The 12,048-nt window shown below is 63.0% G+C and carries 15 protein-coding genes; 9 read left to right on the top strand and 6 right to left on the bottom strand.

Features of this window, described 5'->3' with window-relative positions; all coding sequences use genetic code 11:
• Window positions 1–39: 39 nt before the first annotated feature.
• From O4H62_RS12125 to O4H62_RS12115, 3 genes are all read left to right on the top strand, one after another.
• On the top strand, window positions 40–780 hold the full coding sequence (locus O4H62_RS12125) for a DUF1223 domain-containing protein (RefSeq protein ID WP_430538433.1): 741 nt from the start codon (window positions 40–42) through the stop codon (window positions 778–780).
• 468 nt (window positions 781–1,248) lie between these two features.
• Window positions 1,249–1,653, top strand: coding sequence for a DUF2794 domain-containing protein (locus O4H62_RS12120; protein ID WP_269388107.1), 405 nt, complete (start codon window positions 1,249–1,251; stop codon window positions 1,651–1,653).
• A gap of 63 nt (window positions 1,654–1,716) precedes the next feature.
• Window positions 1,717–2,013 (top strand): hypothetical protein, encoded by a 297-nt coding sequence (locus O4H62_RS12115; protein ID WP_269388106.1) that lies wholly within the window; start codon window positions 1,717–1,719, stop codon window positions 2,011–2,013.
• A gap of 24 nt (window positions 2,014–2,037) precedes the next feature.
• On the opposite strand, the gene O4H62_RS12110 is transcribed toward O4H62_RS12115, so the two are convergent.
• The 4 genes from O4H62_RS12110 to O4H62_RS12095 all read right to left on the bottom strand — a co-directional run bounded on the left by O4H62_RS12110 (window position 2,038) and on the right by O4H62_RS12095 (window position 6,969).
• Window positions 2,038–2,589: a GNAT family N-acetyltransferase gene (locus O4H62_RS12110; protein WP_269388105.1), complete on the bottom strand. Its 552-nt coding sequence runs from the start codon at window positions 2,587–2,589 to the stop codon at window positions 2,038–2,040.
• A gap of 108 nt (window positions 2,590–2,697) precedes the next feature.
• The gene (locus tag O4H62_RS12105; protein WP_269388103.1) at window positions 2,698–3,474 is read right to left on the bottom strand and encodes a Bax inhibitor-1/YccA family protein; all 777 of its coding nucleotides are present in this window, start codon (window positions 3,472–3,474) and stop codon (window positions 2,698–2,700) included.
• 217 nt (window positions 3,475–3,691) lie between these two features.
• Window positions 3,692–6,262, bottom strand: coding sequence for an ABC transporter permease (locus O4H62_RS12100; protein ID WP_269388101.1), 2,571 nt, complete (start codon window positions 6,260–6,262; stop codon window positions 3,692–3,694).
• On the bottom strand, window positions 6,262–6,969 hold the full coding sequence (locus O4H62_RS12095) for an ABC transporter ATP-binding protein (RefSeq protein WP_269388593.1): 708 nt from the start codon (window positions 6,967–6,969) through the stop codon (window positions 6,262–6,264). Before O4H62_RS12095 ends, O4H62_RS12100 begins: the two co-directional genes overlap by 1 nt.
• A gap of 86 nt (window positions 6,970–7,055) precedes the next feature.
• Here O4H62_RS12095 and O4H62_RS12090 point away from each other — a divergent pair, with 86 nt between their 5' ends.
• Complete coding sequence (locus O4H62_RS12090; RefSeq protein ID WP_430538424.1) at window positions 7,056–7,718, top strand: arylesterase; 663 nt, start codon at window positions 7,056–7,058, stop codon at window positions 7,716–7,718.
• Between the two features lie 95 nt (window positions 7,719–7,813).
• Complete coding sequence (thpR, locus tag O4H62_RS12085) at window positions 7,814–8,404, top strand: RNA 2',3'-cyclic phosphodiesterase (RefSeq protein ID WP_269388099.1); 591 nt, start codon at window positions 7,814–7,816, stop codon at window positions 8,402–8,404.
• Here thpR and O4H62_RS12080 read toward each other — a convergent pair.
• Complete coding sequence (locus tag O4H62_RS12080) at window positions 8,332–8,853, bottom strand: low molecular weight protein-tyrosine-phosphatase (protein ID WP_269388097.1); 522 nt, start codon at window positions 8,851–8,853, stop codon at window positions 8,332–8,334. The genes thpR and O4H62_RS12080 overlap by 73 nt on opposite strands.
• A 55-nt stretch (window positions 8,854–8,908) precedes the next feature.
• On the opposite strand from O4H62_RS12080, the gene O4H62_RS12075 reads away from it, so the two are divergent.
• Window positions 8,909–9,226: a 4a-hydroxytetrahydrobiopterin dehydratase gene (locus O4H62_RS12075; protein ID WP_269388095.1), complete on the top strand. Its 318-nt coding sequence runs from the start codon at window positions 8,909–8,911 to the stop codon at window positions 9,224–9,226.
• 71 nt (window positions 9,227–9,297) lie between these two features.
• The gene (locus tag O4H62_RS12070; RefSeq protein WP_269388093.1) at window positions 9,298–9,693 is read left to right on the top strand and encodes a YkvA family protein; all 396 of its coding nucleotides are present in this window, start codon (window positions 9,298–9,300) and stop codon (window positions 9,691–9,693) included.
• Between the two features lie 42 nt (window positions 9,694–9,735).
• On the opposite strand, the gene O4H62_RS12065 is transcribed toward O4H62_RS12070, so the two are convergent.
• Window positions 9,736–10,311, bottom strand: a complete 576-nt coding sequence (locus O4H62_RS12065) for a sigma-70 family RNA polymerase sigma factor (protein WP_269388092.1) — start codon at window positions 10,309–10,311, stop codon at window positions 9,736–9,738.
• Window positions 10,312–10,603: 292 nt separating this feature from the next.
• Here O4H62_RS12065 and O4H62_RS12060 point away from each other — a divergent pair, with 292 nt between their 5' ends.
• Together O4H62_RS12060 and O4H62_RS12055 are read left to right on the top strand one after the other, a co-directional pair.
• The gene (locus tag O4H62_RS12060; protein WP_269388091.1) at window positions 10,604–11,107 is read left to right on the top strand and encodes an invasion associated locus B family protein; all 504 of its coding nucleotides are present in this window, start codon (window positions 10,604–10,606) and stop codon (window positions 11,105–11,107) included.
• Between the two features lie 207 nt (window positions 11,108–11,314).
• The gene (locus O4H62_RS12055) at window positions 11,315–11,962 is read left to right on the top strand and encodes a TetR/AcrR family transcriptional regulator (RefSeq protein ID WP_269388090.1); all 648 of its coding nucleotides are present in this window, start codon (window positions 11,315–11,317) and stop codon (window positions 11,960–11,962) included.
• Window positions 11,963–12,048: the final 86 nt, after the last annotated feature.

Below are 12,048 nucleotides of genomic sequence, written 5' to 3'. Positions count from 1 at the left end.
GCGGAGTATCACCCTGAACAAGACGGATTCCCCCTGATGATTGCGCCCACGTTTTTCCTGGCCCTCGCCCTTCCGGTTCTCGCAGCAGCCACCTCGCTGCTTGCAGCCCCGGCCATGGCGCAGGCAGGAGATCTGAAGGGCGTGGTCGAACTGTTCACCAGCCAGGGCTGCTCTTCCTGCCCGCCCGCCGACGCCGAACTGGCACGGCTGGCCGAACGCGACGATGTGCTGGCGCTGGGCTATCACGTCGACTACTGGAATTACCGCGGCTGGTCCGACACACTGTCCTCTGCCGCGAGCACCGAGCGGCAATATGGCTATGCCCGCTCGCTGCGCCGCAAGAATGTCTACACGCCCCAGGCCGTCATCAATGGCGCCGACCATGTCAACGGCTCCGATGGCGCGGCGATCGGCAAGACCATGACCAAGCTGTCCTCCATCGGCGAGGGTCTCACGGTCGAGGTGACCGCAACCTTGAATGCCGACGAGCTCAGGATCTCGGTCGGTCCGGGCCAGGGCAAGGCGGATATCGTGGCGGTCTATTTTGACGACGCCAACACCGTGAAGATCAAGCGCGGCGAAAACGCCGGCCGCACCATCACCTATCGCCACAGTGTCCGCGACATGGAGACGGTCGGCATGTGGAACGGCCAGAGGGTGGAGCTGAAATTGCCCGCATCGGTTCTTTCCGCCCACCCCGGGCGCAAATGCGCCATCCTTCTGCAGGAGGTTGGCACTGACGGCGCCCCGGGCCGCATTCTCGGCGCAGTCAAGATCTGATCCGCGGCTCCGGACAAAAAAAGACCGGCTCGAAGCCGGTCGAATGCAGGGTTTGGGCGCTGCCTCACATCGAGGGCGGGGGAACGACCTGCGACGTTGTCGACTGCCGGACCTTGAAAACGTTTCCGCCGACAAGGCCGCTGGCGTTTCGAGATGATCCGTCCCGGGGACTCCGAGGGGCTGGGGGGCTGTAAATATCGAAGTCCCCGGTTCGAACCGTCTGAGGCAACGAGCTGACAATCGATGGCAATTCCGGCGAGGTTTTGACTGAAATGCGGCCCAAATGGGTCCAAACCCACTTTCCGCCCCTGACGCGGTAAACAACGGCGACCGCTTGAAGCCTTTCGTGATGCTGCATTGCAGAACGGCACAATCCGGGCCATCGGCGATAAATCTCGTCATCCATGCTTGAAATTACCCATGTGTCAGGCAAACTGAAGCGATGAACACTGATTTGCAGTCCGGATAATGGCGGACGGAACGGATTACGCGTCACACCGTGGCCAGGTTGAGCAGACCGGCCAGACGGACAGGGCGACTGTGGACCTGGCCGAACATCGCCGCCGCAACACACCTGAACCGGTGACATTCAAGCGCCGCGAACTGGACCGTATCCTGCAGGTCTATTCAAGGATGGTCGCCGAGGGCCACTGGCGCGACTACGCCATCGATCACCTGCGCGACAGGGCGGTATTTTCCGCTTTCCGCCGGGCCAGCGAAGTGCCGCTCTACCGCATCGAGAAAGATCCCTCCCGGGCCCGCAAGCAGGGCGCATTCGCCATCATTTCCGCTGCCGGACTGGTGCTCAAGCGCGGCCACGAACTCGAAACCGTGCTGAAATATTTCGACAAGACGCCGCGCCTGGTGCGTTAAAGGCCAGCTGCGGGTTTCCAAAATAACTCATAATTTAATTGTCCTGGCCTCTAAGGAAAAACAATGCGTTCGAGACTGATCGTCATCCTAGGTTATGTAGTGATGATTTTTGCCGCTCCCCTGTCCCAGTACCTCTGCATAGTCTGGGTGCTCGGCAATACGACGGCGGGATTCAACTCCATCGGCGGACCCCTGGCGCTCCTGGCAGTGCTGTTCGGCTGGCTGCCGGGCTCGATGCTGGGCGGAGCAATAGCTGCCGCCGGCGCCTCCGACCGAAGAGACAAGAGTTCCCATTTTCAGATGGTCACGTCGCTGGGATTCCTCCCGACTCTTGCCAGCTGCGCGGTCAACACATTCTGATGTTCACCGGCTGCGGCGGCCGCGTCATCCTGCAAAGAGCGTCCCGGGATAACTCGCCGGATCCGGATCGGTGGTCTTGCCCTCGCCAAGCGGCCGCTGCATGAACACGGTGTCGAGCCAGCGTCCATGCTTGTGGCCGGAACCGCTGATCATGCCGGCGCTGACGAAGCCCGCCTTCTGGTGCACCGCGATCGAGGCCGGATGACCACCGCCGATTACGGCGACCATCTGCCGGAAGCCAAGCGTCTCGCACCGTTCGATCAGGGCTTCGAGCAAGGCGCGGCCGACACCCTTGCCACGCGCCTCTGGCGCCAGGTAAATCGAATCCTCGACCAGCCAGCGATAAGCCGGACGGGTCCGGAATGCCGAGGCATAGGCATAGCCGAGAACCGCGCCCTCCTCGTCGGTGGCAATCAGGTAGGGATAGGAACTATCCCTGATGGCGGTCATCCGCCGCCCCATTTCGGCCTCGTCGGGCGCCACCAGCTCATAGCTGGCGACGCCGTTGAGAACGCTGTCGGTGTAGATCCGGGTAATCTCGGGGAGATCGGAAAGCGTCGCATCGCGAATGATCATGAAGGTAGGTCCGGTGGGTCAGATCACCGGTTTACCGCTGCAACTGGCCTTGGGCCAACAAAAAAAGGCGGCCCGAAGGCCGCCTTTCCGATTTCAGATCTGAAGCTGTTACTCGCGGTTGCCGAGGAACTGCAGCAGGAACATGAACAGGTTGATGAAGTCGAGATACAGACGCAACGCACCCATGATCGCCTTGCGACCGGCGGTGGCGTCGGTGTCGCCTTCATAATACATCGACTTGATCTGCTGTGTGTCATAGGCGGTCAGACCGGCAAAGATCAGTACGCCGATGCCCGAGATCGCAAACTGAAGCGCGCTCGACTGCAGGAAGATGTTGACCACCATGGCGATGATCAGGCCGAACAGACCCATCATCAGGAACGAACCCATCGCCGACAGGTCCTTCTTGGTCGTGTAGCCGAACAGCGACAGCGCGCCGAACGAGGCTGCGGTGATGAAGAAGGTCTGCGTGATCGACGCGCTGGTGTAGACCATGAAGATCGACGACAGCGAGATGCCCATCAGCGCGGCAAACGCCCAGAAGGCGGTCTGCGCGGACGAAACGCTCATCTTCTCGATGCGGGCGCTCAGGAAGAACACCATGCCAAGCGGCGCGAGCATCACCACCCATTTGAGCGGCGAGCCATAGAGCGCGGCGCCAAGGCCGGTCAGCATCTTGCCGTTGCCCATTGTTGCCACGGCAGAAGCCGGATCATTGGTGGTCGCGAGCATTGCGATGGCGTAGGCTGCGACACCAGTGATGCCAAGGCCCATTGCCATGAGATTATAAACGCGCAGCATGTAGGCGCGGAGGCCTTCATCTATCGCGGCGCCTGCATAAGCGCCATTTGCTGCGCGGACATTCGAATTGCGAAAGTCAGCCATGTTTCCCTCTTTATAAGCCCCGGTAAGGTTTACGGTGTCGGGATCAAAGTCCCAGGCGCCGCTGCGGGGCTCCAGCATGCCTGCCGGTAATATGAGTACGAACTGTGGCCACGACAAGACCCCCACCCATTCAAGATGGACGGAAACCTATGCAATTGCTTAACAAATGCGACGATTTGACCTCAAGACACCCTGCAGGAGAAAAACCCGCAGTGAATTAGAGTTCACGCAGCACCGGCGCCGCCTTCTGCCCCAGCACCCGCCATGTGCCCATCAGGCCGATGCCGACGGTCAGCACCAGCGCACCAACAAGCGTCAGAAGCGCGATATCGGGCATGAATTCGGACGGCAGCGTCATGATGCGGCTGACCACGAACCAGGACGCCACGCCGCCAAAGGCCAGCGCGAACACCGCCGTGGCCAGGCCGAGCAGGCCGTATTCGTAGACATAGGCGCGGATCAGCGTCGCCCGCGTCGCGCCGAGCGTCTTGAGCACCACCGCGTCGTGGATCCGTGAGCGGTTGCCGGCTGCCAGCGCGCCGGCCAGCACCAGCACCGAGGCCACCAGCGCAACCAGGGCGGCCGCACGGATGGCGATGCCGATCTGGCCGACCAGACGGTTGGCGAGCTCCAGCGCATCCTTGACCCGCACGCTGGTGATCGTCGGGTAGGCTTGTGTGACGGCACGCAGCACCTCGCCCTCCACCGCCGCATCGGCGCCCGGATCGGACAGGGTCGCCATCCAGGAATGCGGCGCGCCGGCAAAGGTGTTGGGCGAGAACACCATGACGAAATTGATCGACAGCGATTCCCACTCGACTTCGCGCAGATTGGCGATACGCGCGGTGATCGAGCGGCCAAGCACCGAGACTGTGATCGTGTCGCCGACAGCAAGGCCGATTTCACCCGCCTCCTCGGCCGAGAACGACACCAGCGGTTCGCCCTGGTAGTCGGGCGCCCACCATTCGCCCGCAGACAGGCGCGAGTTCTCGGGCTGGTTCTTGGCATAGGTCACGCCGCGGTCGCCCCGGAGAACCCAGCGGGCTTCCGACGGGACATTCTCCGCATTGACCTCTTCGCCCTTGAGCTGGGTGATCCGCCCGCGCAGCATCGGCACCTTGATGATCTTGCCACCGGGGGCAATCTCCGAAACCACCTTCTCGAACCCGTCGATCTCGCTCGACTGGATGTCGACAAAGAAGAAGTTCGGCGCCCGTTCGGGCAGATTGCCCGACAGTTCCCGCCTGAGATTGGTGTCGATCTGCGCCAGCGTCACCAGGAGCGCCAGGCCGAGCCCGAGCGACAGCACCACCGACGGGGTCAGCGCTCCGGGCCGGTGGATGTTGCCAATCGCCAGCCTGAGGGGCGTCGACCGCACCGAAGGCCATTTCCTGGCAATCAGCTGCACCCCGTAGCCCACCAGCCTCAAGACCACGAAGGCCACGATCACGGCTGCGACAAAGACAGTGGCAATGCGGCGGTCATCGGCAAACCAGACCGCCGCCGCACCGAGCGAGGCGAGCGTCAGCCCGGCAACCAGCAGGTAGGGCCAGCGCGGCAGCGCGCTTGCCTCGAACCCCTGCTGCCGGAACAGCGCGGTGGCCGGCACCTCGCCCGCCCGCCCCAGCGGCAACACCGCGAAGGCGAAGGCCGTCATCAGGCCGAAGCCCGCGGCAATCGCCAGCGAGGCGGGATAGAACGAGGCGGTGACCGCGATCGGAATGATGCCGGCGAGAGCGCCGGCCGCCAGGAACGGCGTCGCGGCCCCCAGGGCAAGGCCCAAAGCCACGCCAAGGGCTGCAATCAGCATCACCTGGATCAGGTAGATCGCCACCACCAGCTTCGCCGGCGCGCCGACGCATTTGAGCGTGGCGATCACCCCGCGCTTGCCTTCGAGCCAGGCCCGCACCGAATTGGCGATGCCGACACCGCCGACGATCAGCGCCGTCAGCCCGACCAGGGTGAGAAACTGCGAGAACCGCTCGATGTTGCGGGTCAGCGACGGCGCCGCGTTCTGGCTGGTGCGGATCTGCCAGCCGGCATCGGGAAAGCGGCTCGTGGCATCGTCGCGCAAGGCCGCCAGGTCCTGGGCGCTCGCGCCATCGTCAAGCCGCACCCGGTAGCTGAATTCGACCAGGCTGCCGGGACGGATCAGTCCGGCCTGGTCGAGTGCTTCGCGGGACATCATCAGCCGCGGCGCGAAGCCGAATCCTTCCGACAGCGAATCCGGTTCGGCGGCGATGACGCCGCGAATCTCAAGCTCCGCCTGGCCGACCAGGACCCTGTCGCCGACAACCAGCCCGAGACGGTCGAGCAGGATCTGCGCCACCCCGGCGCCGTAGACACCGTTCTCTTCCGCCAGGAGCTGATCGACCGGCATCGCCGGAACCGTCTCGAAGCCGCCATAGAGCGGATAGGCGCCGTCGACGGCGCGCAACTCGACCAGTGATTGGTCCGAGCCGTCCGCCTTGCGCGCCATCGTGCGCATGTTGGCGCCAGCCGACACGGTGCCAAGGCCTTCGACCCAGGCGCGTTCGGCCTCGCCGATATCGCGATTGTCGCTTTCGAAACGGATATCGCCGCCGAGGATGGTCTGGCCTTCCGAGGCGATCGAGCCGGTCATCATCTGGGAGACCGAATTGACCCCGGCGATCGCAGCGGTACCAAGCGCGACACAGGCGAGGAAAATGTAGAAGCCGGACAGGCCGCCCCTGAGTTCGCGTAGCGCCAGTCGCGCCGCGAGCCCCAGCCGCAGGCTGTTTGCCCCGGTATTCGCCGCCGGCGCCATCAGGCGATCGCCCTGGCGGCGGTTGGCGCTTCCTCGCCATTGACGATGCGGCCCGAGCGGACCGCGATCTGACGGTTGCAGCGCTCGGCAAGCGTCACATCGTGCGTCACCAGCAGCAGCGTGGTGCCGCGCTCGGCCTGTTTGGCAAACAAGAGATCGGCGATCTGCCGTCCGGTCTCGCCATCGAGATTGCCCGTCGGCTCATCGGCGACGATCAGCACCGGATCCGGCGCCAGCGCCCGGGCGATCGCCACCCGCTGCTGCTCGCCGCCCGACAATTGCCCCGGATAATGCGACAGCCGCTCGCCGAGACCGACGGCGATCAGTTCCTGCCGCGCCCGTTCGAAAGCGTTGGACTTGCCGGCGAGCTCAAGCGGCACGGCGACATTTTCCAGCGCCGTCATGTTGGGAATGAGGTGGAAGGACTGAAACACGATGCCGACCGAGCGGCCGCGCACGGCGGCGACCGCGTCCTCGCTCAGCTTGTGAAGCGCCTGGTCGGCGACATGAACCTCGCCCGAATCGAGCCGCTCCAGTCCGGCGATCACCATCAGCAGTGTCGACTTGCCCGAACCCGAAGGTCCGACAATGCCCACCGACTCGCCCTGGTTGATGTCGATATCGATGCCCTTGAGCACATGCACCGAGGAAGCCCCGTTGCCGAGCGTCAGATTAGCCTGCCGCAGCATGACAATGGGTTTGGCGATGGATTGAGACACGGGCTTTACATCCTATATGGAAAACAAGCGGCCGGGCACACACCGGCTGATGTCGAGCACTTAGGAGCAGCCCCTTGCGTTTTAAAGGTTTCCGCCGCGCGTTTCATGCCCTGACCGCCATTATGTGTCTCACCCTGGGTGTTGCCACTGTCCACCGGCAGGCCGAAGCCGCTGACGCGATCACGCTGGTTGGCTTTGGCGACAGCCTCATGGCGGCCTACAATCTGCAGGCAAGCGAGGGGTTCCCGGCGCGGCTGGAAGCCGCCCTGAAGGAGCGCGGCCACGATGTCACGATCATCGACGCCGGGGTGTCCGGCGACACAACGTCCGGCGGGCTTGCGCGGCTCGACTGGTCGATCCCCGACGGCGTTGATGGCGTCATCCTGGAACTGGGCGCCAATGACGCGCTGCGCGGGCTGCCGCCGGAGAAGACCCGTGAAAATCTGGAAGCCATGATCGCGCGGCTGAAGGAGCGCGGCATATCGGTGCTGCTTGCCGGAATGCTCGCGCCACCCAACATGGGCGCAGGCTACGAGGAAGCCTTCAATGCGATCTATCCGGAGCTTGCGGCCAAACACGATGTGCCGCTGTATCCCTTTTTTCTCGACGGCGTGACCGGCAATCCGGACATGTTGCTCAGCGACGGGATGCATCCGAACGCAAATGGAATCAACACGATGGTGGAGAAATTCCTGCCCGTGGCCGAACAGTTTCTGGCCGAAATCAGGGCCGAGTAGACAGCCGGATGTGCAGCCATCCTAAATCTGGGCGCTTGCCCTCATCCCTGTGCCGTGATTCGTTTGGATGAAACGGTGATTCGGGGGACACGCAAATGCCCAGGCTTTTTACCGCACTCGAGATACCCCGGGAGGCGGCCCTGTCCCTCTCCCTCCTGCGCGGCGGACTGCCCGGCGCACGCTGGCTGAATGTCGAGAATTACCACATAACCCTCAGGTTCATCGGCGATATAGACGCCCCTACCGCCGACGAGCTCATCGGGGCGTTCGACCGGATCGACCGCCCGTCCTTTTCTCTGACACTGGCGGGGCTGGGATCCTTCGGCTCGAAGAAGCCGCACTCGATCTGGGCCGGCGTTTCGCCCTCGGCCGAGATGAAGGCGCTGCAGGCGGAAATCGAACGGATCTGCCAGCGCCACGGTCTGCCGCCGGACCCGCGCCGCTTTTTCCCGCATGTGACGTTGGCGCGGCTGCGCAATGCGCGCGTTGGCGACGTGGTCAAATATCTCGGTGGACGCGGCGATTTCCGCACCATGCCTTTCGATGTCGGGCGCTTCGTGGTGATGTCGTCACGCGATTCGGTCGGTGGCGGCCCCTATCTTGTCGAGGAGGCCTATCCGCTGGGCTGGCGCAATTCCCTGCCGAGCCTGGAGACCAGTTCGGTGCAGCCCTCGCGCAACAACTGATAGACATCCTCGAACCCGTCGACGCCGCCATAATAGGGATCGGGCACATCGGCGCGGCTCCCAAGCGTATGGTCGAGAAACAGGAAGATGCGGTCATGCCGCGCGGACGGCGCCCGCGCCCGCATCGTGGATTCGTTCGAGCGGTCCATGGCGAAGATCATGTCAAAGAGCTCAAAATCTTCCGGGACGAGTTGCCGCGCCCGCTGACCGGAAATGTCGATGCCATGCCTGGCCGCCGTCTCCACCGAGCGGACATCCGGCGCTTCGCCCTGGTGCCAGTTGCCGGTCCCGGCCGAATCGACCGTCACGAACTCCGACAGTTGCGCCCTTGCAAGCCCGTCGCGGAAGATGCCTTCCGCCAGCGGCGAGCGGCAGATATTGCCCATGCAGACGAACAGGACGGAGATCGACGTCTTCTCTCTGCCATCCGGTACTCTAGATTCCGTCATAAAGCTGTCCCACTATCTCGGATCCCTCCGTTACATTCCAACCCGGGAGAACGCCATGCCGCGCCAGAAACTCGATAGCACAGCCGTTGCCGAAAAGCTCGCCGACGTTTCATCCTGGAGCATCGACGCTGGAGAAACAGCCTTGAGCCGCACCTTCAAATTTGCGGATTTCAGCGAAGCCTTCGGTTTCATGACCCGCGCCGCCCTCGCGGCCGAGAAGCTCGATCACCATCCGGAGTGGAAAAACGTCTATCGCACGGTCGATGTCAGGCTGACCACCCATGACGCCGGCGGGTTGACCATCCTCGACTTCGAGCTTGCCGTCGCCATGGACCGGATTGCCGCCACGACCGGCGGCAAAGCGAGCGGCTGACATTGAAGACCGGCACGTGAACAACCATATTTTGTCCGTGGAACACAGGAACAGGGCAAGGGAGGCAGGACATGACCGGCCTTGACGGCGAAATCCTCGAACCGGACCACAGGGCCGGCAATGACACCAGCGGTGCGGACGAAACCTCGGTTCGCGCCGGGTTCTGGCGCACCTTTGCCAAGGCCGCCGGACAGGTTCCCTTTGCCGAGGATCTGGTCGCATCCTACTATTGCGCGCTCGATCCCGAGACGCCTGGCAAGGCCAGGGCCGTGCTCCTGGGTGCGCTCGCCTATTTCATCATGCCGATGGACGCCATTCCGGATATCCTGGCGCTGGTCGGGTTTTCCGACGATATCGCGGTCCTGACCCTGGCCATCGCCACGGTTCGCGCCAACCTCACCGAAGCCCATCGGCTGGCCGCCCGCAAATCGCTCGCCAATCTCACAGCCGACAAGAAAAAGGCCTGAGGACCCGGCCGGCTGCCCGAAAGCAGGGCGTCGACGGCCATGTCAATGCACGGTCATGTCTCCGCCATCGCCTTCCAGGGTGCGCCGCAGCCGCGCAAATGCCAGCCGGATGCGGGACTTGACCGTTCCGAGCGGCAGCCCGGTGTCCTCGGCGATCTGGCTGTGCGAGCGGCCAAGGAAAAAAGCCTGCCTGACCAGGATCGCCTGTTCCTCGGGAAGATCGAGCATCGCCCTGCGGACCCGTTCATCACGCTCCTCGGCTTCGACGATATCGTCCGCCGCCTCCGGTTGCGAAGGCCGCAGCGCCGGATCATCCGCATCGAGCAGAGCCGACTTGTCGCGCCTGAACGCATCGATGCGGCGATTGCGCGCGATCCGGAACAGCCAGGTGGAAAGCGAGGATTTGACCGGATCGAACAGCCCGGCCTTGTGCCAGAGCACGATCATGACCTCCTGGGTCAACTCCTCCGCCTGTCCCGGCTCCATGCCGAGCCGCTGAAGATAGGATTTGATCCGGGGTGCGAAATAGTCGAACAACTCCGCAAAAGCTGTCTCATCCCGCCTTTCGGCAACCGCCGCGGCGAGCCGGACCAGCCGCTCTTTCAATTCATTCGACATTAACCGCGTGCAACCCCGTATGCTCAAGGCGATCAGCCACCGCCTTGCCGCCACCATAGCAACACCTACAACGGATTGCACCAAGGTCAAACTGTTGCCGGATTCGAGTTGTTACAAAAGGTGAGCAAGGGACGCGCTGCCGCTACGAAGAGATGGGAATACGGCCCGTTTCGGGATTCATTGACGGTTTGGTAACCAGGATTAAGTCAAAATGAACCAATCACCTCGCAACAAGCGGGAAATGTCACCGCGTGCAACGCGTGACACAGGACCACGAACCGGTAGGAAAGCCATGTTTGGGAAGACAATCGCAACCGCAGTGACGGCGCTTTTTGCATTGACCGCCTCCGCGGCAGCGCAATCGCCCACCAGGATCCAGCAGTTTGATGCCTGGGGGGCTTACTCGTACAATTCGGCAGGAGGCAAGGTCTGCTACGTTCTCTCCGTGCCGACCAGTTCCGCCCCGGCCAATGTCGATCACGGCGATATCTTTTTTCTCATCTCGCAGCGCCCTGGCCAGAATGTCAGCTACGAGCCGCAGGCGATGATGGGTTATCCGCTGCAGGAATCGTCCAAGATCACCGTCAATATCGACGGGCGTGATTTCAGCCTTTTCACCCGTGGCAATTCGGCATGGGTCGAGAACGCCGCGCAGGAGCCGCAGCTGGTCGCCGCGATGAAGGCCGGAACCTCGATGACGGTCAAGGCGATCTCCCGCCGCGGCACCAACACCTCCTACAGCTACTCGCTCAAGGGCGTGACCGCGGCTCTCAACCAGATCGCCAGCTGCAACTGATCTCTGCCTCAGGGAAGACATGGGAAAGGCCGGTCCTCCGGCCTTTTTCCATGTCCGCTTCACGCCCTTGGCCATTGCTGTGACCGACGGGATCCGCCCCGGACGGTCTCTCGCCACCCCCGCACAATTAACCATTTGTTATCCATAGCCTGTGTATGGAATCGCATCTATTGATTGAATGACGCGACGCGTTGGGTATGAGGCGGCATGGCCACGAAACAGACACTCACGCCTGAAGACTGGATCAAGGCCGCGTTCAAGCTGCTGACCAGATCCGGACCGAAGGCGATCCGGGTCGATTTTCTCTGCAAAGAACTGGGTGTCACCAAAGGCTCGTTCTATTGGCATTTTGCCGATCTGGCAGCCCTCCAGGCGGCCATGGTCGAGCATTGGCGCCGCGTCGCCACCAGCGACGTGATCGCCTCCATGGTCTCGCCGGAAAAGTCGCCGCGCGACCTGTTCATCCGCTTCATCGAAGACATCCTGCATGTGCCGACGCGCGAATATGGCGGACCGATGACCGAGGTGGCGATCCGCCACTGGGCGGCCGGCGACGAGGCCGTTCACGCGGTTGTCCGCGACGCCGATACCGAGCGGCTGGCTTTTCTCACCCTGCAGATGCGCGGCTCCGGCCTGACCGGTCCCGAGGCCCGCTCGCGGGCGACGCTGATCTATGCGACGCTGGTCGGCCTCAAGCAGCTGACCGGTGAACCGGGGCTGCCGCGGATGGATATTCCGGGCTTTGTCGACGCGATGCTGAGACCGGCCCCTTCAAACGCGGCAACTGTTCAGGCCGCCCTGGTCGCGTCAGCCACCCCGGCACGCGTCCCCGAACCGCAGTTCGAAGTCCAATAACGTACACGGACTCGGCTATACCCGGCTTAGTTGACGCCATCCGGAGCCCGCCACTCCTGACAAAAAGATCCTTCGCTTTTAATTGA

It is taken from the genome of Parahoeflea alexandrii (genome assembly GCF_027214025.1).
Lineage (GTDB): Bacteria > Pseudomonadota > Alphaproteobacteria > Rhizobiales > Rhizobiaceae > Hoeflea > Hoeflea alexandrii_A.
This window is presented reverse-complemented; position numbering and strand designations above follow the sequence as displayed.

Excerpts from the sequence above, each read along its gene's own strand:
- O4H62_RS12055 (WP_269388090.1), top strand. The coding sequence starts at position 11,315 with ATGGCCACGAAACAGACACTCACGCCTGAAGACTGGATCAAGGCCGCG.
- O4H62_RS12115 (WP_269388106.1), top strand. The coding sequence starts at position 1,717 with ATGCGTTCGAGACTGATCGTCATCCTAGGTTATGTAGTGATGATTTTT.
- O4H62_RS12080 (WP_269388097.1), bottom strand. The coding sequence starts at position 8,853 with ATGACGGAATCTAGAGTACCGGATGGCAGAGAGAAGACGTCGATCTCC.
- O4H62_RS12110 (WP_269388105.1), bottom strand. The coding sequence starts at position 2,589 with ATGATCATTCGCGATGCGACGCTTTCCGATCTCCCCGAGATTACCCGG.
- O4H62_RS12105 (WP_269388103.1), bottom strand. The coding sequence starts at position 3,474 with ATGGCTGACTTTCGCAATTCGAATGTCCGCGCAGCAAATGGCGCTTAT.
- thpR (WP_269388099.1), top strand. The coding sequence starts at position 7,814 with ATGCCCAGGCTTTTTACCGCACTCGAGATACCCCGGGAGGCGGCCCTG.
- O4H62_RS12065 (WP_269388092.1), bottom strand. The coding sequence starts at position 10,311 with ATGTCGAATGAATTGAAAGAGCGGCTGGTCCGGCTCGCCGCGGCGGTT.
- O4H62_RS12120 (WP_269388107.1), top strand. The coding sequence starts at position 1,249 with ATGGCGGACGGAACGGATTACGCGTCACACCGTGGCCAGGTTGAGCAG.
- O4H62_RS12070 (WP_269388093.1), top strand. The coding sequence starts at position 9,298 with ATGACCGGCCTTGACGGCGAAATCCTCGAACCGGACCACAGGGCCGGC.
- O4H62_RS12060 (WP_269388091.1), top strand. The coding sequence starts at position 10,604 with ATGTTTGGGAAGACAATCGCAACCGCAGTGACGGCGCTTTTTGCATTG.
- O4H62_RS12075 (WP_269388095.1), top strand. The coding sequence starts at position 8,909 with ATGCCGCGCCAGAAACTCGATAGCACAGCCGTTGCCGAAAAGCTCGCC.
- O4H62_RS12100 (WP_269388101.1), bottom strand. The coding sequence starts at position 6,262 with ATGGCGCCGGCGGCGAATACCGGGGCAAACAGCCTGCGGCTGGGGCTC.